The organism is Caldicoprobacter algeriensis, from assembly GCF_023838525.1.
Classification (GTDB): Bacteria; Bacillota; Clostridia; order Caldicoprobacterales; family Caldicoprobacteraceae; genus Caldicoprobacter; species Caldicoprobacter algeriensis.
On the sequence record NZ_JAHUQD010000002.1, the window covers coordinates 154,364 to 177,334 of the forward strand.

Sequence of the window (22,971 nt, forward strand, 5' to 3'; positions counted from 1 at the left end):
CACAATTTCTATTTTAGCACAACATTGCCTTTGTCTTCCACAACAATTCTATATGCTCTTTCTCTCGTTTCTTTCAACCCCGAGAAGCTGAATGGCAGCAGGCCGATAAAGCAACCTGAACAACCTGGATCGCATAAGGTTAAGCCTTTTAGCCAGGTCAAACCAATGGTCAATGGCACCAAAATTATCTCTGCTAAAAATGGCCAAATCGCCATTTAAAAGTAACCCTTCAGGATAAGCCTTCTTTAACCCTTTGACAACCTGCCGGCCTATCCCCAGGCTGAAAACATACGCAAAAAACCTCTCCCAATCTGCAGGAAGCAGGCTATCAGCCTTATGGCTCAACTGCTTTAAGGCTTTTTTAAACCTAACCCAGTTCTTATAGTGCTGCTTCCCAAAAGGTGTCCTTATGTAAACTTTAAAAGGAGTAACCCTCTTACTAAATCCCCAGCGGACGGCCTGCCTCAGAACCAGCTTCTTCCATATTACAAATCGGTTACAAAATTCCCTCTCAAACCCTCTACCATAAGCAGCCTGTAATATTGCCTCTGTTGAGACTTTTCTTCCATCCCCTATATCCTTAAAAAACCAGTTCACGAGATACTCTTCATGAGGCTTCAAGCTGCTGGGCTCAAAATCCTTCAAAGAGAGGACATAAGATTTGCCACCGGATGCCTCAACATCCAAATACCTTCTCACAGCCAGATCCATCAGCGTTGCCACCATATCCCCCGGCCTGATCCTTTTTCCGCGCAGCAATACGCTGAGCTCGGCTGGGGTATAATAATCAGCCGGCAAATCGATAGCAGGCATCTCTTCCTGCTTCTCACTCTTTGGCCGGTCGAATATCCCAGCCCGTTGTTTTGTTACAACTTGGCCTCCTGGTTTATCATGCACCCGCCGTTTGAGCTCCGAAAAAACGCCGGTTGACCTTATGCGACGTCTGCTCATCCATACGCCCACGCACACGCCTATACCGACAATCCCCGCTGTCGCCCCCGCTACGGCGGCCAAGCGCAGCTTTTGCTCCTGCTCTTTCTGGCGCCTTAAAAGCTCCATCTCTTCCGCCTTCAAGCGCTGCTCTTCCAAAATTCTTCCCAGCCCATCGTTGTCAATGAGCTTTCTGCCCTGCACCACACCGTCCTTTGGAAATACCAGCGTAACCTCCATAAACTCCTTTGAACCCAACTTTTTTGCCGTTATGCCGACTGCGCCATCCTTCAAAACTTCGCAGTTGCCTTCTAAAGCCCCGTACACAAAGGGTTTAACGCCATCGGGCTTTGTTCCTTGAGGCAATGCAATGCGCATGTCCATATTTCGCACATCCAAACCATAACCCTTTGCAGCGGGGTTCCAGTAAAGCAACGCCGTATCGCGATACAAAGACACTAGGTCATTGAGCCGGTATTTTAAAACAACTGTGTGCTCACCGCCGCCAGCTGGGAGATATATGAGGACCTCTTGAACCTCTTCTGGGCTGGCCCCCGGCTTTGTGGTATAAACCTTACTCATATTCTGGTCAGACTCATCCACAAATTCATAGGGCTCAAGCTCAGGTTGGCCGCTACCTTCTGTATCGGCAGGGATCACCGAGAAGACCTCCAAGTTTTCCATGCTGGAGGAATGAGCAATGTCGATATGCCGCACCACAGGACCTTCATGGCTGCGCGGAACGTCGTAAGTTATGTACTCCTCCACATCCATCGAACCATCTGGGTTTACCACCGCCGAGATGCGCCATTCCCGCACAGAATATTTAGGCGGTGTATCAGCATATACTGTAAATGTTACAAGAGCATAAACTATCAGCAGCGCCAGCGCAAACAAAACCCTTTTCACTATATACAACCCCCCGTCCGTCTCTATTGTAACACGAAAGCCAATGGGATTTCTACACATAAAAATCTTAAAAATTTTTCCTATGAACATACGGCATATGATAAAATAAAGCCAGAGTTTAGGGGGAAACAGGGGGTTACACCGGTGAAGAAGATTCGATTTTCCCATATATTGATATCAATCGTTCTCATTGCCACCGTGTTGTTGGCGGTATTTATGCTGTATCCGTCCCCTCCTGAAAGGGCAGTCAAACAATTCCTTGATTATCTGCTGTCTGCCGATAAAAAGTTTTACAGTTTGCTAGACAGGCACATAGACAAAGGCCATCCTTTCTTAAAGCTGGCATTTGAACAAGCGCCCTTTAAAAATTTTAAAATAGCAGAATCAAAATCCATAGCAAAAGGCGTTTATCGAGTAAGGGCTTTGCTGTATCTGGAACAGGGCTGTATAAGCGTTCCTTTTACGGTAGATCAAACCAATGATAAATGGTACATACAATACCTGCCCAGCGTAATCCATTTTTCAGCCGCAATACCGGTAATAGAAAACAGGTCAAGCGGGCGCTCAACGGAGGTCCTGCTGTATGTAGCCGAAGACCGTCTCCTGTGCACCAACCCCTTGCCTCCCGATAGGATTCAAAATTTAACGCCTTCCGAGATAATACTTGTGGAAAATCAGATTGTACACATAAATCCGCTCAAACCCGTAAAGCTTTCAAAAGTCTTGGCGGCATCCCGCCTGGGCCGTTATATCGAAGATGCCCGCCTGGGCAGGATCCCAACTACAGGCGATATCCCTGTGTATTCCATTAAAGGCAGCTCTATCTCATATCAGGGTATAATGTCGGGCCTTGTGGGCCGTACCGATTCAACACTGTTTTGCGATAATGATGGTATCGGACGGACGATTATCACCCAGGACCAGCTTATACCAAGGGACGGAATACGCGTGCTCATAAAAAACAAAGAAGACAACGGCGTGCTTCACAGCCAGATCAGCATCACCTGCAATGCAGATTTTACCGCTCAAACATTGATACAGCCGGTCTCCCATACCTTCAAGGCGGGCGAGGTTATAACCCTGAAACCTGATGCCGAGGGCATGGCCCTGTATCTAAACGGCCGAAAGCTGGCCTCCTCGCCCAACAGGTGGTACATACGCCCTATGGAGGGCGGCAGGCTCAGCATTCTGGATAACCACGGAAGTTCGCGTAAAAAATCAAGCAGCATACCCTATCGAGGGACTCTGGAGGTAGCCTTAGACGGCAACGATAACGGTGGCCTCACCGTGGTAAACGAGTTGAGCCTGGAGGAATACCTGTACACCGTGGTACCCAGCGAAATGCCCATAAAATTTGGTCTGGAGGCCTTGAAGGTGCAGGCCATAGCCTCCAGATCCTATGCCATACGATGCTTCAAATCTGAGGGCTATGCGCCCTTTGGAGCCCACGTCGATGACAGTACAGCCAGCCAGGTATACAACTCCATAGCAGAACAGCCCATAGCCGTACAGGCGGTGGATGAAACCCGCGGGCTGGTAGGCTTTTTCGGCGACCAGGTGATAGACGCCCGCTTCTTCTCAACGTCCTGCGGATATACCGCCAATTTTCACGAGATATGGAGCGATAAAAACAACAGATTTCCATCGCAGGAAGTACCGTATTTGATAGCTAAGCCCCAGTTTCCCAGCAACATCCCCGACCTTCACAACGAAGAAAATTTCAGGGCCTTCATAGACCAAAAGGATTTAAACGGCTATGACCGCTTTTCGCCTTTTTTCCGCTGGAGCGTCACCATGAAGCGTGAGGAACTAGAAGCCAGCATCCAGCGTAACTTGCCGCTGGTGCAGCGCTCGGAGCCCGCATTCGTCCTGACAAGAAAGGGTGAAAGCGAATTCGTGCAGCAGGAAATACCGCAGGATATTGGAGAGCTGCAGAACCTGGTTGTGACCCGCCGTGGCCAGGGAGGAAACATGATGGAGCTTGAAATAACCACCACCCATGGAGTATTTAAAGTCATAAAGGAATACAATATACGAAAAGTGCTCCAGCCGGTCAACTACCTTGATTCAAACCGGCCCATAAAGCTATACTGCTATGATGGGTCGGTAAGGGATAACTTCCCTATACTGCCCAGCACTTTCGCCTACATAGACATACGAAGAAACTCCGAGGGGATAATCGAGGAGATAACCATATCAGGTGGCGGGTATGGCCACGGCGTTGGTATGAGCCAGTACGGCGCCTATGGCCTGTCCCTGCTGGGATATTCATTTGAACAGATATTTCAGCATTTTTATCCAGGCTGCCAGCTCAAGAATATATACGAAGGCGGGGTTTGATGTGAGATACATTTGATGTAAAATAGATAGGCTACAAAAAACAGCATTATGATATATCAAAATTCAACGAGGAGGGCAACATGAACTCCAGCATCAATATATCCCTTCCCAGGGAAGTCGAAATAATATTGAACCGAATAATGGAAAAGGGTGGACAGGCGTACGTTGTGGGCGGTGCCGTTCGCGACGCCCTCCTGGGCAGGCCCGTAAACGACTGGGATGTGGCCACATCCTTTCACCCCGACGACATCGAGAGGATATTCTCGTTTGCCCGCACCATCCCCACCGGCAAAAAATACGGCACCGTAACGGTTATCATAAACGATATGCCTGTTGAGGTGACCACATTCAGGGGCGAGGGGCAGTACAACGACTTCCGCCACCCGGCCCAAATAACCTTTCTGTCAGATATCGTCGAAGACCTGTCCAGGCGCGATTTCACCATAAACGCCATGGCGTACAATCCCTATCTGGCCGAGCCTTTGATAGACCCCTTCGGCGGGCGCGGAGACCTGTCGCGAAAGCTTATAAGGACAGTGGGCCAACCAGAACGCCGCTTTGCGGAAGATCCGCTGCGCATAATGCGAGGAATCAGGTTTTGCGCCGAACTGGGCTTTAGACTGGAGGAGAATACCTTTAAGGCAGCTTGCGCTCACCATCACCTGCTCTCCAGGATATCCCCCGAGAGAATCCGCGACGAGCTCAACAAAATAATGATTGCTCCCGACCCGTTTGAGTCTCTCATGCTGCTTTATGAGGCCGGTACCTTTGAAGTGATACTCCCGGAGGAACTCAGTCAATACTTGTCCCATGCAGGGCAGCTGGCATTCAAAGCGGTGAAGCTGTGCAGGGCCGATGGCGTGCTGCGCCTTGCAGCGCTGTACTGCTGCATGGTTGCCCGACCGGGCAGCACATCGGACCAAACGACAAACGGCTATGCTCCCGAGCTGCCAGACAAAGTCAAATTGGTGGAGCGCTCCCTCAGGCGACTGCGCTACGACAACAAGACCGTACGCAGGGTGACGCAGCTGGTATCCAGCTTTCCGGTGCAATTCAGTAGCGATACGGCCGAAGCAGCCTATCAGATAAGGAAGCTCATGGGCAACCTGGGCGTCCAGGACGCCTTCAACCTCTTTGAACTTAAGCGGGCGTACCTTTTGGCTGCAGGGCAAAAAGAACAAGCAGAAAGGATAGCGGCGCTTACATCAATAGCCCATGAGATTTTAGCAAGGGGAGATGCTTTAAACCTTTCGCAGCTGGCCATCAACGGCCACGACGTAATGGCAGCGGGGATCGGCGTCGATGACCCGCGGGACATCGGCAAGGCCCTGCAACAGGCCTATGAATGGGTGCTCATGCACCCCGAGTGGAACGACAAAAAGCTTCTCTTGTCCAGGCTCAAAGCGTTGTACAAACAGGACAAGGATGAAGAAAAAAGATGAGCAGCTTTTCCGGCTGCTCCTTATTTTTTGACCAAAAAGAACATCACAGACATCACAATAAATCCTATTATTCCCAATAATGGGTAGACAAAGGCTACGATTCGCGAAAAACCTACAAAGGACAGCGCAACGCAGGCTACAATCGTCATCAATAGCGCTGCATGCACAGGCAATTTAAAAATGTCATTGACCGCACACGCCACCGAAAACACGTTGGCCACAAGAGTGGTAAGTATGGCTCCCCACATCACCACCGCAAAAGCCGCACAAAAAAAAGGCCCCATCCGGTGTACTATGTACAGCATGGGAACTTCAAACTCGTAAATCTCAGGCACATATCGCATCAAAGAATAGTTGCTCATAAGGAGCATTGCCCCCAATATGACGCCTCCCAAAACGCCTCCCATCTTCAGAACCCGTGGGTCATCCACCCCAGAGCCTGCGGAGGTCAGGACTCCCACCGCCAGCACAATATTGAAAGAAGCATACGATATGCCGGCTTTGACGATATCGAAAACCGTCACATCAAATACCGGCATGACCTCATATGTATAATCATCCATCTGCAGGCTGTATGCAAACACAAAAACGTTAAAGATCAGTATAACGGGGATGATCCAGGCATTTATCGCAAAGATGCCTTTTAGCCCAAAGGCCACGAACACCCACACTACGACAACCGTTATGGCTATCCCCGTATAAAACGGGACGTGGATATATTCCTCAAACAGTGCGCCCGCCCCGGCCAGCATGGCGGCAGCCACCATTATTATCGCCAATAACATATATGCGTTGACAAAAGGGGATAACCTGCCGAAAACCAGTTTCATGGTATCCCGAAACGACCTGGACCTCGACTCAAAGCCCATCTTTAAAACGCTTATTCCCACCCATACAAACAAAAAAGCGGCCAGCAGGATAGAGAAGGCAGAACGCTCCCCGTACACCGTAAAAAACCGTAATATTTCCTGGCCGGATGCAAAGCCGGCTCCTATCACGGTGCCCACGTATGCAAAAGCAATTCTTACGCCCAACATGACACGGCTATATCTGCTCAATGCCCAACTCCACCTTCCAAACATTCACTCAATGAGATTTTCTAGTAAGTATGAATATTCGGAAGGCAGAGCTGTCATGCCTTATTTTGGATTTAACGCCCCATATGCTTTATACGCTTTCAGGCCCATTGAATAAACGCTCCAATGTCTCAAAGGGGTTAAAATACACTTCAATTTTGAGCACATCACCAACGCGACACTGAAGCGGCAAGTATTTCAGCGGTATGACAACCTCTTCCCCGTCTTGGAATGATACCACCGCTTGATGGCCTTCAATGCGTTTTACCACTACATCCCACTGCACGCCAATTCCTCCTCTCCCCCACCAATTCATGATACCATTTTATGTCCCATTTTAAAAGGGTAAAATTCTCCAAAAAATTCATAAGGTATTTACAATTTGTTCACACTTTGTTCATACTTTCTTACTATAATATGCCATGCGTTGGCCAACGTTACATAAATATCTCGAAGGGAGGGAAACATCTTGAAAAAGTGGGCAGCGGTCTTACTAACGGCTCTATTCTTAATCACAGCAGTGGTATTCACAGGCTGCCAGAACAAATCCACAGATTCGCAGGAGGGTACTGGCCAGAAAACTACAACCACCACTGAAGAGAGCTCTGACAAAGCAACTGAAGAAACCTCTGATAAAGCAACAGAAGAAACAGCAAATGAAGATGACCAATCTGCTGATAGCGAAGAAAGCGTAGAAAACGAAGAAGCTTCTGACAGCGAGGAGACCACTGAAGAGACACAGGAAACCGACCAGGAATCCTCCAGCGACAGCGAGGCAACCGAAACCACTAATGAAAACACGCAGAATTAACAGCCTATAGCCAAAGCAACTGACGTACCCCTTCATAGTGTTTAATATAAAAAAGGGCTGCTGAAGTAATGTTCAGCAGCCCTTTTTATTGCAGATAAGGCGTTACCTTGTTGTACTCATTTTCCAGCAATGCAAGGCTGATACGCCTGCAGGCATTCGATATGGTATAATATGAAGCGCCATAGCGATGAGCCAGTTCCGTCTTATCCACAACAAAACCAGAGGTTAAGCAGTAATACAGCTCCAGCGCTGCAGCCCACGCTTCCGGCTTCCTTATCCTGGGCAAACCATAGGGCAACATCGCCGAAACAAAATTATTCCATATTTCACGCACCTGGACCTCAAAGCCTTCCTGATAACGTTCCTTCATCATCTCAACTGCCATGTTTACCACATCACGAAAGACCTGAGGGAGGTCACCAGGAGGATTTTTAGCCACGACGTCTATCTTGATCTGCACTATATTATCGTCCAGATAGGCTATATATGGCTCAGGAGCGTCCATCTGCTTAAGCAGCATAACCGCTTCCCTCTTCAGCTCATCATCCACGCTTTTCTTCAGTATAAACTCCCTCAAAAAGCTTTCAGCCTTTTCATCCTTAAACGAGGCGATGACGCTCAAAATAGCCCTCTTTATTGAAGGATCATTGAGCTCCAGACCCCATTTCAGCAAAGCCAGCAACTCATCGCCGCTGCTCCACCGCTTCTTCAAATCCTTATGCGGAAGCCTGAGGAGGTCGTTGATCTTTTTTATGCGGCATATGATCTCTTCATAGGGGACCTGGAAATGATAGGATATCTCGCTGAATTCCCTTTCATTTGTCATTATGGCATGCGTCAACCTCTTGTAAAAGCTGCTTATGGTATTGTTGGGCGCTATTTTGTCGATCTTGCTCCAGTATTTCAGCGCTTCCTTATACCTCTGAGTATTAAAATAAGAAACCGCGATATAGTGGAGTATCTTTATATCATACGGCTTGTATTGGATCAATCGCTTAAGCAGCCTATTAGCCTCTTTATGCTTTTTGAGCTCACACAGCGTCACAGCAATCTTATGAATCTCCTCTGGGTCATTGGTCTCTATGCCCAGTACGGTCTGCAGGTGCTTCTCGCTTTCCTCCTCCAACCCCTTTTCATGGTAAAAAATAGCTATATTGCAATTGGCATGAACGTTTTGCGGCTGCTCTTTAAGCACGCCCTGGCACACACTGATAGCATCATCAAGCCGCCCCACGCAGAAATAGGCCAGAGCAAGGTTGTTCCTGGCAAATACCAGAGAAGGGTCTTTTTTTACCACGCTTTCCAAACAGCGGATAGCTCTCTTGTAATCTCCCATATCCAGAAAATTTTTGCCTTTATTGGCAAGCTTGTATAGCCGCTCTCTGCCGGAATTCAACATGACCTCTAGATCGTTGTCAAAATATATTTCATGGCTTTGAAGTATATCCAGCAAATCCTGGGCATCCTCTGAATAGATCCCGTCAGGATCCAGCTGAAGGTATTTCTCGAAACACTCCTTTGCCCTTTCATACTCCTGCAATCCCAAAAAATTACATCCTAAGCAGAAATAACAATCGGCATTGTTCTCCTCCCTTTGCAGTATATAGAGCAATATCTGATTGGACTCTTCATAATACCCCATTTCGGTAAATACCTGGGCCAGGTCCAGCCTGTATTCCAGATTTTCAGGGTCTTTTTCAACAGCCTTACGGTAAAAGCTGAGCGCATCTATATAATTGTTGCTTTCAACGTATTTCTTGGCTTTCCTGTAATAAAACTGCCCGTTTTGTTCAAAGGGAATAACCTTCCTTTTGGTTCTTGCAGACAATCCTCCCGCCATATTCCGCTCCTTACTTAAACATACTTCTTGGGAATATTATAGCATATAATCCCCAAAAGCTCTATACAATCAACTGGTTATTTACAGCGAGATTTCCGGTTACCGCTGATCAATAAGGGTTTTCTTCATTTTTTCTTCTCTGTTCTAACAGCTCTTTAAGCTCCTCTTGCTCGAATATGTATTTTTTATTGCAGTAATGGCATACCACTTCAGCCCGCTTATCGTTTTCTATAATATCTATAAGCTCTTTCTCATCCATGCCCATCAATATGTATTTAAGGCGCTGCCTGTTGCAGTCGCACTTGAACTGTACATCCACTATGGCATTTACCTTCATCCCATGCTCGCCCAGAATACCTTCCAGCACCTCTTCGGGGGTCCTGCCTTCATCGAACTGGCGAGAGATGGAAGGACTGCTGCTAACCTTCTTCTCAATGGCGGCGATAACATCCTCCGGTGCTCCCGGCAAGGCCTGTATAATAAAGCCACCTGCGGCTTTTACGGTACAATCGGGATTGACAAGCACCCCCAGTGCCACCGCTGAAGGCTGCTGCTCCGACACCGTCAGATAATAGGCCACATCTTCAGCTATCTCACCCGATATCAGGTTGGCCTGTCCTATATAGGGCTCTTTTAACCCTAAATCCTTTATTACCGTTATTCTGCCGTTTTTCCCTACAGCAGCTGCCACATCCAGTTTATTGTGAACATTAAGCGGTAAATCCAGCTTGGGATTTGCAACGTATCCCTTTACATAGCCACCCGAAGTTGCCACCACCACAACGCTGCCCAAGGGACCATCCCCCTTTATGATGAGCGAAAGGGTATCCTTCTTGCCTTTCATATCAGCGCCCAGCATAACGGCAGCCGTCATGGTGCGTCCCAGCGCAGCGCTAGCTACGGGGGACAGTCCATGAAGCCTTTGAGCCTCCTGTACCAGATCAGTGGTCCTGGCGGCAAAGCCGCGAATAAATCCATTGGCAGCCGTAACTCTTATTACATAATCCTTCATCTACGTCCTCCTTTTTGCTGTCACATTTTGGAATATCAGCAGCCCTTGGGACAACTTTCTCCCTTCCTGGCCGCAAAAAAAATGCGCTCGGACTTCTTCTTGGGAGGCTTCAGCGTAAAAGGCTGATATACCCCTATATCTACAAAGCCGTTCTTCTCAAGGCGCTCCACAATCTCCTCCACCTCATAAGCACGCTGATAGTGAATCTCGTCAAACCTCCTGTAATACTCCCCTTCTTTAACAAAAAATGACAGCTCCATCTCGCATATCCCGGAGCGCCTATCAAAATAGTTCTGCCATATATAGCTTATATCCTCATCGGTTCTTACAAACGTATTATTTCCCACTATTGAAGAGAGCTTATAGTAAGAGCTGGTGTCGAATACAAAAATCCCCTTTGGTTTCAAATATCTGTATACGCCTTCAAACACCAGATCCAGTTCCTCTTCGGAGGGAATATAATTGATGCCATCACAAATGCAGGTCATGGCGTCCACGGGGTGGTGAAGGCTGATATAGCGCATATCCTGAAATATAAAAGGGATGTTCATCCCTTTGCTGCGCGCCTTCTCCCGTGCGACGAACAGCATATCCTCCGACTGATCAATGCCTATGACCTCATAGCCCCTCTCTTTCAAAAGGATGGTGACGTTACCTGTACCACACGCCAGATCCACTATTTGCCGTGGTTTTACGCCGTAGTGCCTAAATAACAGCTCAATATAGTCAACCCACCTTGGGTAATTCACATCCTGCATCAATGCATCGTAAATATAGGCAAAGCCGTTGTAAATACCCATCTACCCCTTCTCAGTTCAATTTACACTCTGTTCCCCCTCATTACAACCACGGGAAGCTGGTACATCCCCCTGACGACCTCACTACTCATCTTCATAGGTATCGCTCTCGGTTGCGTTATTGGCCGGTCTGTCCATGTACTTGTAAAACACCCAGTTGGCTAATGAAACGCCTATAAGCATGGGGAAGGTCAACCCCACAAAAAACACAGGGAAGATATACCAGGCACTGGCTATAAACAAAGCCACCATCAGCATAAAAACCACAAAAGTATGCGGAAGCTTTGCCAAGGTAAAAAGCAGTGCATTTTTGAATATCTGCCTTACCTTCAACTTGTAAGTGACCAGCATTGGGAAAATATATATATTCATCATGGCGTAAATAAGCCCAATCATCAACATAAAGTAATACAACATGAGGAACAAGATATTCTGTGAGGCCATTGCGCGGTAAAAAGTCAAATTTACGTAGAATATCATCAGCGCAAGGCCATTGATGAACATGACAATCAGACTTTCCTTCCAGTTCATCTTCCATGCATCTTTAAAATCGCTGAAAACCCAGGCATGGTCATCCCTTGCCCAGTTTCTGAGCACATAAGTGACACCCGCCGTAGCAGGCCCGGCAAAAAGGAGGCAGGGAATCAGTACCAAGAAGTAAAACGCGCTTATGGGTTCCCCGGTCTGTGCAGTAACCTGCAACTGAATATACGTCCATATAAACGCCGGAAGCCAGAAAATCGAATACAGCAAATTCAGCTTAATGAGATTCCAGAATCGTATCTGTAAAACAGTAAAAAACAGCTTAATGGGCTTTTCCCTGAGATTTTCATACTTCAAATCGGGTTTATTGGGGTTACCGTAATACATCCTTTCAAAGAAACCACCAAACATATCAACAATCCCTTCTATTAGTTTTACTTATTTAAACTTTCCCACATTTTAATTCTAACAACAAACTCCTATTTATTCAATATAAGAATTTTGCCACTTAACGTACAACACCAAATCCCTTTATAATGTCATGGTAGACCTGCAATCCGTACAGCAGTACTTCTTCATCGAAGTTAAATTTGCTGCTGTGAAGCGGAGCAGTAAAGCCCTTGCTTTCATTCCTGCAGCCAAGGAACATGTATACTCCCGGCACCCTCTGCTGGTAATATGAAAAATCTTCGGCTATCATCAAAGGCTGTATATCCTGGAGCACATCAGGAGGCAAGAATTTTTTCAGCTGGCTTACCAGGTTTGCATCGTTATTTACCACAGGGTAGTACACATCTTCACGGTACTGTGCCTTTACCCGGTGGGAGAGCTCAAGGCCACTTAGAAGCCCCTGAATGTTTTCCTTTATGCGCTTATAAACCCCCTCGTCAAACGTGCGTATAATACCCTCTATGGTTGCCTTGCCTGCAATTATGTTCCTCTTCTCTCCAGCATGAAGCTTCCCGATGGTCAGCAGGGCTTTATCATCCGGAGAAACCCATCGGCTTATAAGTCCATGCACAGCGTTTACAAAATAACAGGCCGCCAGCAGCGCATCAACGCCGCGATGGGGCATCGCTCCATGAGCGCTTTTCCCGGTGACTTCTACTGTAAACTCGCACGTCTGTGCCATCACAGGCCCGGCTCTAAGCCCTATCTTGCCCTGAGGAATGTCGGGGAGCACGTGAAAACCAAAAATAGCATCTACCCCGGGATTTTCCAGCACCCCTTCCTTGATCATGGGCAGGGCACCCCCCACCGTCTCCTCAGCCGGCTGAAAGATGAGAACGACGTTGCCTTTCAACTCCTCTTTGTGCAAACTCAGCCATTCCGCAAGCCCTAGTAAAATGGCCATATGTCCATCATGGCCACAGGCATGCATTCTCCCGCAGTTAACTGAAGCGAACTCGACACCCGTCTCCTCATGCAGCGGCAGAGCATCCATATCTGCCCTGAAAGCCAGGGTCATGCCTCCATCATTGCCCTTCATGACAGCTTTTATGCCGCTGCCGGCCACTATCCTTATCTCGTCAAAGCCCCACTTCTCAAGCCAGGATAAAATATAATCCCGGGTGGATGATACATCAAACCCGGTCTCAGGATACTTATGCAAATGCCTCCTGTGCTGAGTCAACCTGTCTTTAAGCTGGTAAACTTCTGCATCTACATGCATTTTGGTATTCCTCCACAAAAAGCTTTTAATTTAAGATAATCCCTCTCCATCTTTATGATGAAGAGGGATTACAAATTGTCTGGATTTCGCTAATTTATTCAGGAAAATTGTCTTAATGCAGCCTTTTATCCCTATTTACGGGCCATTTTGAGTATGTTGAGCACATCTTCCCTGCCCAGTTTCTTGAAGTTGCCTATCTGTTTTGTGCCATTATTGGTGCACTTATTGGCCATTTCCTCCAGCCTGTCATCCGGTATACCCAGCTCTTCCAGGGTCACTGGCAGGCCAATCTTTTTGAAGAACTGGGTAAGCCGTTGTATCCCTTCCAGAGCCGTCCTTTCAGGGTTTGAAAAATCCATCTCTACGTCCCAAACCCTGGTTGCAAACTGCACAAACCTGTCCATATCCTCTTTGTAGACGTATTTCATCCATGCAGGGAATACCACAGCCAACCCAGCTCCATGGGGCACATCGTATATCCCGCTCAGCTCATGCTCTATCGCATGGGACGCCCAATCACCAATCCTTCCTGTGCTCAAAAGGTCGTTGTGAGCAATGGTGCTTGCCCACATTATCTCGGCCCTGGCCTGGTAATTCTCCGGCTCCTCAAGCACGATGGGCACGTTCTTAATGATTGTCTTAAGGGTGGCCTCGCACAGCCTATCGGTGAAATCGACATCCTTTTGATGGGTAAAATACCGCTCCATCACATGGGCCATAATGTCGGCAGCGCCACAAGCCGTCTGATAGGGCGGAAGCGTGAAGGTGATCTCGGGATTCATTATGGCAAACTTGGGACGTATTATCTCAACGTTTAATCCCCGCTTGTACCACCCATCCTCATTGGTAATTACCGAGCTCTTGCTGGCCTCGCTACCTGCCGCTGGAATGGTAAGTACCACGCCAACAGAAAGCGCCTTTTCTGGCACGGCCTTTCCGCTGTAGAAATCCCACACATCGCCTTCATAGGGTACGCCAACGGCGATGGCTTTGGCCGAGTCGATGACGCTGCCGCCTCCCACAGCCAAGATGAAGTCAATGTTATGCTTTCTGCAAAGCTCGATCCCCTGTTTCACCAGGCTGAGGCGTGGATTTGGCTGTACTCCACCCAGCTCAATGAATTCTACGCCTGCATCCCTGAGGGACTTTACCACCCTGTCATAGAGCCCTATGCGTTTGATGGTCCCCCCGCCATAGTGCAAAAGAACCTTCTTGCTGTAAACCCTGGTCTCATCCCCTACCTGATTTTCTACACCCCTACCAAATATGATCTTTGTAGGGCTTAAAAATGTAAAATTCTCCATAATCCACTTCCTCCTACTCCCAATTTTAGTTAGCAAATATGTGAACCATTATACATCTATTGATGTGAACACTTAATGAGAAATTTGGCACTCAAGTTATGCCCATTTTCACGGGTGACTAATGCCCTCACATTTTTTAAATTTATCCTAGCATATATGTATGGAAAAATCAAGAAGTATGGGAAAGCATTTTGTAAATTCTAGCAACCAAAATTGCAAAAACTTAAGCCACAACAAAATAGCAGTAGCTTTGCTACTGCTATCATTCTTTTTCATATTTTGATTTAAATCTTTCACGCTCATATACTTTTTCATTTTTGTACGCTTCTTCATATTTCTTCACTTTTTTACTTTCATTCAACGCTTTAATATCTCCAGCATCCAATTTTTCATACGCATATGGATTATCTATAAACAAATCACCGTTTTCTTGTGCGAGCATACAAAATATATAAACATCACCAACAGATAAGAATGCATCTTTCTTGTCTAGCGTCTCATAAAAAACTAACTTGTTATCCACATACCCTCCAGCCTTTTTAACAATTATATCATCTGCTAATGAACCTTTTATATTTTTCAATACCTTTATCTGGTATTCGGTATAAGGAACACCGCTTCTACCTGGTACTGGAGGTAGATTACCTATTTGTTTTTCAACCTTCCCTACACAAACGTAATCATAAAAACCCACAAACTCTTCCAGATTGTTCGGATCAACTGCTAACTGTGCGGCTACGTATTCAGTGATCACAGGTCTATCGTTATTTACTCTATTATAGACTAAAAAAGCACCTAGCAAAAATAAAACGCAAATTGATGATACAATGACAATTCTCTTTTTCATTTTAACACTCCTCTTTTCCTTCCATTTTTAAATCCACCACCACTCATTTCCAAATATCATTATACGCAGTTCGATCTCCATTGCCTAACCAAGTCTGCGATGTTTGGTAAGGGTACATAATATTACCCGCTGACAGATGCTTTATGCCCAGTGCATGCCCTAGTTCATGAGCGGCTGTATTTGTTATCTCATCTGAAGTACAATTATCTAAATTGTATGTATTAAATCCAATTTTCCCAGATGAATATGTTACAGCGGTTATAGACGATACTTCATAGTAATCATAAAGTTCGACATCTTGAACAGTAAATATTGTATCTTTACGAATGCTCACAACACCCATACTATTCCATATACTAACAGCATTGTTCCACTGTGCAGAATATTTTGTGCTTCCCCCCCAATCACAATGTAACCCACTATCTACCAAATCCCATCCTAGATAATACGGACTGCTTGTATTTGGTGCAGCAAACACTTCTTCTGGCAGCAATGCTGTGAGCAATATGACGCACATTAACATGCCTACTACTTTAGCAACCCTCATTTTTAGACCCCCTCCCATTTTTCCTTTGGTAGTTTTATCTATTTAACATTATATTTATACTTAATTTTCCTGTCAATCCCTATTATGTTAATTATACCTTTTTTTACATATATATACAAAAAGATTTAAAAGGGCATATTTTCGTGGTATAATCGTACTGAGCCATAGTGGAGCCTTGCCGAGCATTTTTGTTTGGGAGTGTTAACTTAATTTAACAATAAACCATCTTAACTCATCAGGGCCGAAAATACCAAAAAACGTTTGACATTTATGGATTTAAATGATATGATTTAAAAAAACGAATATATGCGAAGCAGTTTAGAGGCGCACCTTTCAAGAGTAAGCAGCTGGAGAATACGGGGTTCGATGAAAGCTGGCGAAAGGGGAAGGTGCCGAAGGATGTGGTATGTCCCCGTCATCCACCTCCTGGGCCCTGGGTTAAGAGCCCTGGGACTGTCATCATTGGGAACCAATGATGGAGCGCTAACTGCTTTCGAATCGCAATCCTCTTGCAGGGCTTAAAATTCATCTGCAAAAGTTGTAAGTTGTGATACGAAAGCGGCTGGTCATCCATCAGCCGCTTTATTCGTGATTATCTATATGAGGCGGAATTTAATGAGGCACCATAACCTGTAACGACATATGATGGATAATGAGGTAAACTCTGCAAGATAAAAGGACAAAAATTATGCATCTCATAAAATGTGAGGAGGAGAAAGCCATGCAAAAGTACAACATAGCCATTGTCGGAGCAACCGGAATGGTAGGGCGCAAGTTTTTAGAGGTCTTAGAGGAGAGGCAGTTCCCGATAGCCAACTGCTATCTATTTGCATCGGCACGCTCAGCAGGAACCCGTATAAAATTTATGGGAGAGGACCACGTTGTGGAAGAGCTGACCGAGACCAGCTTTGATGGCAAAAACATCGACATAGCCCTGTTTTCGGCCGGTGCAACCGTCAGCAAAAAATTTGCGCCAATAGCCGCATCCAGCGGTGCCGTAGTCATCGACAACAGCAGCGCTTGGAGGATGGAAGAAGATGTACCGCTGGTGGTCCCCGAGGTTAACCCACAGGAAATACTCAAGCACAAAGGGATAATCGCCAATCCCAACTGTTCCACCATTCAGGCCGTTGTGGTGCTCAAGCCGCTGCACGACCACTACAAGATCAAAAGAATCGTATATTCCACATACCAGGCGGTGTCGGGTGCCGGCATGGGAGGCTATCTGGACCTGCAAAACGGGATACGCGGCGAAAAAACCCTCCAGAAGTTCCCTCACCCCATATTTGCCAACTGCATCCCCCATATAGATGTATTCCTAGATAACGGCTACACCAAGGAAGAGATGAAGATGATCAATGAGACCAAAAAGATCATGGGAGATTACAGCTTAAGGATCACCGCAACTACGGTACGCGTACCGGTATTTTACGGGCATAGCGAGTCCATAAACGTCGAGTTTGAAAGGGATTTTGATTTAGATGAACTTAAGGAAATCCTTACAAAGGCACCTGGCGTTGTAGTATTGGATGACCCCAAGAACAACATTTACCCCATGCCCATTTACGCAGAAAACAAGGATGAAGTGTTTGTAGGGCGCATAAGAAGGGACGAAAGCGTACCCAGCGGTGTAAACTTGTGGGTAGTGGCAGATAATATACGAAAGGGAGCGGCTACCAACGCCGTACAAATAGCACAAAAGCTCGTCAAATATTGGGAAAGCGGTCAGCTTGCTAGGTAAAAAATAAAAAAAATATCAGGGAGTGATTAATAGTGAGCGTATTTACTGGCTCGTGCGTCGCTTTGGTTACACCTTTTACAGAAGATGGCGTCAACTTTGAATCCTTAGCCAACCTCATTGAGTTCCAAATACGAGAAGGTACCGACGCTATATTGGTATGCGGTACCACGGGGGAACCTCCCACCATGACCAGGGATGAAAAGTACTCGGTTATAGGCTTTACGGTGGAGAAAGTAGCAAAAAGGGTTCCAGTCATTGCCGGGACGGGTGGCTACAACACCGCCACCGTCATCGAGGACTCAAAAGAGGCCGAGAGATTGGGTGCCGATGCGCTGCTCATCGTAACCCCCTATTACAACAAAACTACTCAGAAGGGCCTGATCCAGCACTATGCAGCCATAGCCGACGCCGTCCACATCCCCATCATAATATACAACGTGCCGGGCAGAACCGGACTCAACGTAGCCCCTTCAACATTAAAAGAGCTTTCAAAGATCGACAACATAGTTGGGATAAAGGAAGCCAGCGGCAACATCGCCCAGGTGACCGAAATGGCCAGGCTATGCGGTGATAAGATAGACATATACTCGGGAGATGACAACATAGTGGTGCCCATACTGGCACTTGGAGGAAAAGGGGTTATATCCGTGGTGGCAAATATTGCTCCCCAAGATACCCATGAAATGGTAGCCAAATTCCTAAACGGAGACATTGAAGGAAGTCGAAAGCTTCAATTTAAACTGAATCCTTTGATCGAAGCCTTGTTCCTAGAAGTCAACCCCATACCGGTAAAGACCGCTTTAAACCTCATGGGAATGAATGCCGGTAAGCTCAGGATGCCTTTGACTGATATGTCAGAGCAAAACCTGGAAATACTTAAAAAGAGGATGCTGGAATACGGCCTTAGAATACAGCAGTAGTCTTAAAAGCAGTAAACTTTCCCATAAGGGGTCAGCCATCTACAGGGGATTCCATTAATATTGCTCACAATCTATCATTTTTTCCAAGCTACTGATTTCGCTGTGATGACGAAAATGGGTTTCCAAATCATGTTCCAAGTCTCACCGAAATCAAATTTAATTGAAGAAATGGAGTGGAAATACACCAATGATAAGAATCATCATTCACGGTTGCAATGGAAAAATGGGTCAGGCGGTTGCCTCGGCTGCGGCCGCCGACCCTGACATACAGGTTGTAGCCGGTATAGATAAATTCCCTGACAGCAAACAAAACCCATTCCCCACCTATGGTTCTTTGAGCCAATGCAAAGAAGCGGCCGATGTAATTGTGGATTTTTCAACCCCGGCTGCTCTTCCTGACCTTCTGGCCTTTGCCAGGGAACGAAAAATAGCAGCAGTGATTGCAACCACTGGCTTTTCCCAGGACGATATAAAGCTCATAGAGCAGGTTTCCCAGAGCATTCCGGTTTTTCGTTCGGCCAACATGTCTCTAGGGGTAAACGTTATGCTGGAGCTGGTACAAAAAGCTGCATCAGTGCTGGGCGATGAATTTGACATCGAGATCATCGAAAAACACCACAACCAAAAAGTCGATTCGCCCAGCGGCACGGCGTATGCTCTGGCTGATGCCATAAACGAGACCCTGCTCAATTCAAAGGATTATATTTATGGAAGGCACTCCAAAAACCAAAGGCGTTCCAAGTCAGAAATAGGAATACATGCCGTCAGAGGGGGTACAATACCTGGCCAGCACACAGTGCTGTTTGCAGGCAGCGACGAAGTCCTGGAGATTACCCATATCGCCTATTCAAGGCAAATATTTGCAGTGGGTGCGTTGCGTGCCTGCAAATACATAGTGAATAAAGCTCCCGGCCTGTATGGCATGAAGGATATGCTAAACGAACAGGCTGCCGTCACAAACATCAACTCCGACAATCGGCAGGCTTTAATTACTATAAATAATATACCCGACGACACGACGGTCATTGCTAAAATATTCCAGAGCATCGCTCAGCAAAACATAAATATAGACATAATCAGCCAGACCACACCCCTCAATGGCCAGCTCAGCTTATCTTTTACGCTGCCCCACAAAGACCTGGAAAAGGCCATAGAGGTGGTCAACGACCTACAGGCCTCACTTCCCACCATAAGCCTTAACACGTATGAGGGCATAGTGAAGCTATCGGTTGAAGGGCCGGGGATGGCACAACAACCAGGTATAGCCGCAAAGGTGTTCAGTATCATGGCACAGCAAAACATCAGGATTATGGCCATAACCACCTCCGAAACCAAAATCTCTTACATCATTCATCAATTGGATGAAAAAAAGGCTCTGGAAGCGCTGATGGAGGCATTTGAACTGTAACAACCTAGAGGTATTCAAGTCGTAAGGTACACAGCTTCTTAAGTTAATACCCTGTAAAATTTATTATACCAACGACATCAAAATAATGGACCCTTTAAAGTAAATAAAAAGCGCTCCTCAGATAGAGTGCATAAGGAGCGCTTTTTGCATGCTTTTTGTGGCAGTTTAACTATTTTTACCAAACAGATATATCCCTCTAATAATATACAGACTTAACAAAGTTCTAATACTCTATCCCCTTCCTTGCAGGGACGCCTTTATTCAGATAATGCTTGACGTTGCGCATCTCAGTTATCAAGTCAGCCCTGTCGGCAATCTCACGAGGCACATTGCGCCCGGTCAAGATAAGCTCCATCCCTTTGGGTTTATCGTCTATAAGCCGGCAAATCTGCTCTACGCTCACCAGACCGCCGTGTATGGCAGCCATAATCTCATCCAGTATCAGCACATCGCATGAGCCCTTTTTCATCAATTGCTCAAGCTGTTGCATCTCCTGCTGGGTCTTCTCCTTAAGCTGCTCTTTCTCCTCATCGGTAAGCTGCCAGAAAAACTTCCTGGTCTCGGCAAACCGCATTATTGTAAATTGAGGGTCAAGCCTCTTTACCGCTTCCAGCTCTCCCGATTCAATACCTTTCAAAAACTGCACCATAACCACCTTAAGCCCTCTGCCCACGGCTCTCAGTCCCTGCCCTAAAGCAGCAGTGGTCTTGCCCTTTCCATCACCGGTATAAACCTGGACATAGCCGACTTCCATAACTCATCCTCCATTTTATTGTCCGCTATCTTCTCATCCTAATTTAAAATCAAGCGTAATAAATGGATCTATAATAACGTTCGCTTTTTAATGTATATTTCCCACACTCCATTCAGAACCTCATCTATTTCCACTGAACAGTTAAGTTTTGAAAAATATTCTCGTATGCTTCCCAACGTACAACTATGATCAACCACGACTTTTAGTATATCATTTTCTCCCATTTCTTTATATTTTTCAATAGCCTTTAAAAGAGGCAATGGGCATATCTCTCCAAAAGTTATAAGTTCAAACATCATATTTATCACCTCAACAGAAAAAATTTTTCCCTGAATTTTTAATAAAGTCGATAAAATCAAACTTGATTTTCTTACGAATTTTTTTATTATAGATAAGTGAATAGGTGTAATTAAACTCGATATTGTCTACTTTTACAATAGTGAGAGTTTTAGTATACAATTCTTTTTTAATTGAAATATATGGTAAAACAGATAGCCCATGACCTGCTGCAATCGAAGATTTTATCGATTCTATCGAAGGTGATTCCATTTCAATTTTCATTCTGTTTATGTCAACACCATATTCAAGAAGTGTTTCTTCAATTATTTTCCGGGAGGCACAATTTCTATGAATGATAAAGAAGTTATAATCGAACAATTCGCATTTTGGTAAATTCTTTAAGCCCCAACTACCACTAGCAACAAAGTACATTTTAAATTCTCCCAGAGGAATACAATTTATGTTTTCATCAGAATAACAGCCTTCAATAAATCCTATATCAATGCCTCCTTCCCTTATATGGCAGATGACCTCGCTACTAAAATTATGCTCTACGTGAAGCACGATATTTTTATTTTTTTTCTTAAATTCATGAAGAGTACAAGGTAGGGCATACTGCCCTATAGCAGGACAGGAAGATATTGTAAGCCTATTTACATAACCATTATCAAAACACTGTAGGTCTTTGACCATATTATCATATAAGCTCAGAATTCGTTCTGCATATTGATATACTAATTCTCCTGCCGGCGTTGGAATTACACCTCTATTATTCCTCTTTAAAAGCGTAGTTTTTAAATCTTTTTCAAGCGCTTTTATTTGCTGACTTATAGCAGGTTGAGATAAATACAACTCTTTTGCACAAGATGAAATGCTTTTATAATAAACTGTTTTAAAAAAGGCTCTTAAATTATCTATATTCATAGGTTTCCCCCCTTTACCTGCACTTTTGTCAATATGACCCATTTTCAGAAGTTTCATCCTTACCCCTGGAGTATTCTTGATAAAAACTTATCTAATTATTGTTAAAGACATGACTTAATACAACTTTTGATTTGATTATACTACAAGTTTGCTATAAAGAAAACTAATATTATATAAGATTCTTAAATAACAAAATGACAAAAAACTGTAGTATAATACAATTAAAATGTTAAAATAATAACAAGATAGGAGGGATATGAATGGAGGCGGTGAAAAAAAGTAAAAAGAAAAAGGCAAATCAGTTTCCTTACGGAATCGCACTTTTAGTACTAATTGTCATTATAGGCATAATCTTATCAAAACAATCACCACAGTTAGCAGTTCGTTGGGCCTTTGGAATTGCCTTTGGTTTTGTTCTTCAAAAAGCTAGATTTTGTTTTACCGCATCTTTTAGGGATCCAGTCTTAACGGGGAGCACTTCACTCACACGAGCAGTGATTGTAGCACTTATGATTGCCACAATAGGATTTGCAGCAATTCAATATAGCGCTTATTTAAATGGGGATACAATTCCCGGCAATATCTCACCTGTTGGAATACACACAGCTATAGGTGCCGCAATGTTTGGAATAGGAATGGTAATAGCCGGCGGATGTGCGTCTGGAACTTTGATGAGAGTTGGAGAAGGATATATGATGCAGTGGTTATCATTAATATTCTTTATAATAGGTTCATTATGGGGCGCAAAGGACTTTGAATGGTGGACTGAAACATTCATATCTAAATCTCCTCAAGTATTTTTGCCTGATGTGTTTGGCTGGGGGATTGCATTCTTTGGACAATTAGTCCTGTTGGGTCTGATTTTCATATTTGTAGAATGGTATGAATACAAACGCTTTAATACAAAGAATTTAAGTGTATAAGGAGGAGATTTG

Annotated in this window: 21 protein-coding genes, 1 pseudogene and 1 riboswitch; of the genes and pseudogenes, 8 read left to right on the forward strand and 14 right to left on the reverse strand. The window is 45.2% G+C overall.

The genetic code is table 11. From position 1 onward, the window contains the following. Positions 1–48: 48 nt before the first annotated feature. Positions 49–1,839, reverse strand: a complete 1,791-nt coding sequence (locus tag KVG29_RS01910) for a DUF2207 domain-containing protein (RefSeq protein ID WP_252226063.1) — start codon at positions 1,837–1,839, stop codon at positions 49–51. Positions 1,840–1,983: 144 nt separating this feature from the next. On the opposite strand from KVG29_RS01910, the gene KVG29_RS12495 reads away from it, so the two are divergent. Both KVG29_RS12495 and KVG29_RS01920 read left to right on the forward strand, forming a co-directional pair. Further along, entirely contained in the window at positions 1,984–4,179 is a 2,196-nt protein-coding gene (locus tag KVG29_RS12495; RefSeq protein ID WP_252226065.1) for a SpoIID/LytB domain-containing protein, read from the forward strand. An 80-nt stretch (positions 4,180–4,259) separates the two neighbouring features. Beyond that, a complete protein-coding gene (locus KVG29_RS01920; RefSeq protein WP_252226067.1) occupies positions 4,260–5,621 on the forward strand; it encodes a CCA tRNA nucleotidyltransferase in 1,362 nt (453 codons plus the stop codon). Positions 5,622–5,641: 20 nt separating this feature from the next. On the opposite strand, the gene KVG29_RS01925 is transcribed toward KVG29_RS01920, so the two are convergent. Further along, positions 5,642–6,679 carry a YkvI family membrane protein gene (locus KVG29_RS01925; RefSeq protein WP_252226068.1) on the reverse strand — a complete coding sequence of 346 codons (1,038 nt, stop codon included), beginning with the start codon at positions 6,677–6,679 and terminating at the stop codon, positions 5,642–5,644. 109 nt (positions 6,680–6,788) lie between these two features. Continuing rightward, positions 6,789–6,983, reverse strand: coding sequence for a DUF3006 domain-containing protein (locus KVG29_RS01930; protein WP_252226069.1), 195 nt, complete (start codon positions 6,981–6,983; stop codon positions 6,789–6,791). A gap of 183 nt (positions 6,984–7,166) precedes the next feature. On the opposite strand from KVG29_RS01930, the gene KVG29_RS01935 reads away from it, so the two are divergent. After that, positions 7,167–7,508 carry a hypothetical protein gene (locus tag KVG29_RS01935; protein WP_252226071.1) on the forward strand — a complete coding sequence of 114 codons (342 nt, stop codon included), beginning with the start codon at positions 7,167–7,169 and terminating at the stop codon, positions 7,506–7,508. Positions 7,509–7,593: 85 nt separating this feature from the next. Here the strand turns inward: KVG29_RS01935 and KVG29_RS01940 are convergent, their stop codons facing one another. The 8 genes from KVG29_RS01940 to KVG29_RS01975 all read right to left on the reverse strand — a co-directional run bounded on the left by KVG29_RS01940 (position 7,594) and on the right by KVG29_RS01975 (position 16,010). Further along, positions 7,594–9,336, reverse strand: a complete 1,743-nt coding sequence (locus KVG29_RS01940) for a tetratricopeptide repeat protein (protein WP_252226073.1) — start codon at positions 9,334–9,336, stop codon at positions 7,594–7,596. Between the two features lie 121 nt (positions 9,337–9,457). Then, positions 9,458–10,360 carry an Hsp33 family molecular chaperone HslO gene (gene hslO, locus KVG29_RS01945; protein ID WP_252226075.1) on the reverse strand — a complete coding sequence of 301 codons (903 nt, stop codon included), beginning with the start codon at positions 10,358–10,360 and terminating at the stop codon, positions 9,458–9,460. A 35-nt stretch (positions 10,361–10,395) separates the two neighbouring features. Further along, on the reverse strand, positions 10,396–11,160 hold the full coding sequence (locus tag KVG29_RS01950) for a class I SAM-dependent DNA methyltransferase (RefSeq protein ID WP_252226077.1): 765 nt from the start codon (positions 11,158–11,160) through the stop codon (positions 10,396–10,398). An 81-nt stretch (positions 11,161–11,241) separates the two neighbouring features. Next, positions 11,242–12,051, reverse strand: coding sequence for a YesL family protein (locus KVG29_RS01955; RefSeq protein WP_252226078.1), 810 nt, complete (start codon positions 12,049–12,051; stop codon positions 11,242–11,244). 97 nt (positions 12,052–12,148) lie between these two features. After that, the gene (locus tag KVG29_RS01960) at positions 12,149–13,312 is read right to left on the reverse strand and encodes a M20 metallopeptidase family protein (protein ID WP_252226080.1); all 1,164 of its coding nucleotides are present in this window, start codon (positions 13,310–13,312) and stop codon (positions 12,149–12,151) included. A 131-nt stretch (positions 13,313–13,443) separates the two neighbouring features. Beyond that, positions 13,444–14,616 carry an iron-containing alcohol dehydrogenase gene (locus tag KVG29_RS01965; protein WP_252226082.1) on the reverse strand — a complete coding sequence of 391 codons (1,173 nt, stop codon included), beginning with the start codon at positions 14,614–14,616 and terminating at the stop codon, positions 13,444–13,446. A gap of 262 nt (positions 14,617–14,878) precedes the next feature. After that, a complete protein-coding gene (locus KVG29_RS01970) occupies positions 14,879–15,463 on the reverse strand; it encodes a hypothetical protein (RefSeq protein ID WP_252226084.1) in 585 nt (194 codons plus the stop codon). Positions 15,464–15,506: 43 nt separating this feature from the next. Then, positions 15,507–16,010, reverse strand: coding sequence for a matrixin family metalloprotease (locus KVG29_RS01975; RefSeq protein ID WP_252226085.1), 504 nt, complete (start codon positions 16,008–16,010; stop codon positions 15,507–15,509). A 311-nt stretch (positions 16,011–16,321) separates the two neighbouring features. Further along, positions 16,322–16,504: riboswitch (Lysine riboswitch) on the forward strand. A gap of 227 nt (positions 16,505–16,731) precedes the next feature. Between KVG29_RS01975 and KVG29_RS01980 the strand changes: the two genes are divergently transcribed. From KVG29_RS01980 to KVG29_RS12565, 4 genes and pseudogenes are all read left to right on the forward strand, one after another. Then, the gene (locus KVG29_RS01980) at positions 16,732–17,751 is read left to right on the forward strand and encodes an aspartate-semialdehyde dehydrogenase (RefSeq protein ID WP_252226086.1); all 1,020 of its coding nucleotides are present in this window, start codon (positions 16,732–16,734) and stop codon (positions 17,749–17,751) included. Between the two features lie 32 nt (positions 17,752–17,783). Beyond that, positions 17,784–18,671 (forward strand): 4-hydroxy-tetrahydrodipicolinate synthase, encoded by an 888-nt coding sequence (gene dapA / locus KVG29_RS01985; RefSeq protein WP_252226087.1) that lies wholly within the window; start codon positions 17,784–17,786, stop codon positions 18,669–18,671. Positions 18,672–18,858: 187 nt separating this feature from the next. Beyond that, positions 18,859–19,614, forward strand: a pseudogene (gene dapB, locus KVG29_RS12560) (4-hydroxy-tetrahydrodipicolinate reductase); the annotation flags it as partial. Then, positions 19,603–20,079 carry an ACT domain-containing protein gene (locus tag KVG29_RS12565; RefSeq protein WP_276576347.1) on the forward strand — a complete coding sequence of 159 codons (477 nt, stop codon included), beginning with the start codon at positions 19,603–19,605 and terminating at the stop codon, positions 20,077–20,079. The pseudogene dapB and the gene KVG29_RS12565, both read left to right, overlap by 12 nt. 223 nt (positions 20,080–20,302) lie before the next feature. Here KVG29_RS12565 and KVG29_RS02000 read toward each other — a convergent pair whose 3' ends face one another. From KVG29_RS02000 to KVG29_RS02010, 3 genes are all read right to left on the reverse strand, one after another. After that, positions 20,303–20,833 (reverse strand): cob(I)yrinic acid a,c-diamide adenosyltransferase, encoded by a 531-nt coding sequence (locus KVG29_RS02000; RefSeq protein WP_252226088.1) that lies wholly within the window; start codon positions 20,831–20,833, stop codon positions 20,303–20,305. 68 nt (positions 20,834–20,901) lie between these two features. Further along, positions 20,902–21,132: a sulfurtransferase TusA family protein gene (locus KVG29_RS02005; protein ID WP_420840510.1), complete on the reverse strand. Its 231-nt coding sequence runs from the start codon at positions 21,130–21,132 to the stop codon at positions 20,902–20,904. A gap of 10 nt (positions 21,133–21,142) precedes the next feature. Further along, complete coding sequence (locus tag KVG29_RS02010) at positions 21,143–22,036, reverse strand: LysR substrate-binding domain-containing protein (protein WP_420840515.1); 894 nt, start codon at positions 22,034–22,036, stop codon at positions 21,143–21,145. Positions 22,037–22,296: 260 nt separating this feature from the next. Between KVG29_RS02010 and KVG29_RS02015 the strand changes: the two genes are divergently transcribed. Then, a complete protein-coding gene (locus KVG29_RS02015; RefSeq protein ID WP_252226093.1) occupies positions 22,297–22,959 on the forward strand; it encodes a YeeE/YedE thiosulfate transporter family protein in 663 nt (220 codons plus the stop codon). Positions 22,960–22,971 lie beyond the last annotated feature (12 nt).

Bases quoted from the DNA above. Each gene is read 5' to 3' on its own strand.
- KVG29_RS01920 (WP_252226067.1), top strand. From the start codon at position 4,260: ATGAACTCCAGCATCAATATATCCCTTCCCAGGGAAGTCGAAATAATA.
- hslO (WP_252226075.1), bottom strand. From the start codon at position 10,360: ATGAAGGATTATGTAATAAGAGTTACGGCTGCCAATGGATTTATTCGC.
- KVG29_RS01950 (WP_252226077.1), bottom strand. From the start codon at position 11,160: ATGGGTATTTACAACGGCTTTGCCTATATTTACGATGCATTGATGCAG.
- KVG29_RS01955 (WP_252226078.1), bottom strand. From the start codon at position 12,051: ATGTTTGGTGGTTTCTTTGAAAGGATGTATTACGGTAACCCCAATAAA.
- KVG29_RS01960 (WP_252226080.1), bottom strand. From the start codon at position 13,312: ATGCATGTAGATGCAGAAGTTTACCAGCTTAAAGACAGGTTGACTCAG.
- KVG29_RS01965 (WP_252226082.1), bottom strand. From the start codon at position 14,616: ATGGAGAATTTTACATTTTTAAGCCCTACAAAGATCATATTTGGTAGG.
- KVG29_RS01970 (WP_252226084.1), bottom strand. From the start codon at position 15,463: ATGAAAAAGAGAATTGTCATTGTATCATCAATTTGCGTTTTATTTTTG.
- KVG29_RS01975 (WP_252226085.1), bottom strand. From the start codon at position 16,010: ATGAGGGTTGCTAAAGTAGTAGGCATGTTAATGTGCGTCATATTGCTC.
- KVG29_RS01980 (WP_252226086.1), top strand. From the start codon at position 16,732: ATGCAAAAGTACAACATAGCCATTGTCGGAGCAACCGGAATGGTAGGG.
- KVG29_RS12565 (WP_276576347.1), top strand. From the start codon at position 19,603: ATGCTAAACGAACAGGCTGCCGTCACAAACATCAACTCCGACAATCGG.
- KVG29_RS02000 (WP_252226088.1), bottom strand. From the start codon at position 20,833: ATGGAAGTCGGCTATGTCCAGGTTTATACCGGTGATGGAAAGGGCAAG.
- KVG29_RS02005 (WP_420840510.1), bottom strand. From the start codon at position 21,132: ATGATGTTTGAACTTATAACTTTTGGAGAGATATGCCCATTGCCTCTT.
- KVG29_RS02010 (WP_420840515.1), bottom strand. From the start codon at position 22,036: ATGAATATAGATAATTTAAGAGCCTTTTTTAAAACAGTTTATTATAAA.
- KVG29_RS02015 (WP_252226093.1), top strand. From the start codon at position 22,297: ATGGAGGCGGTGAAAAAAAGTAAAAAGAAAAAGGCAAATCAGTTTCCT.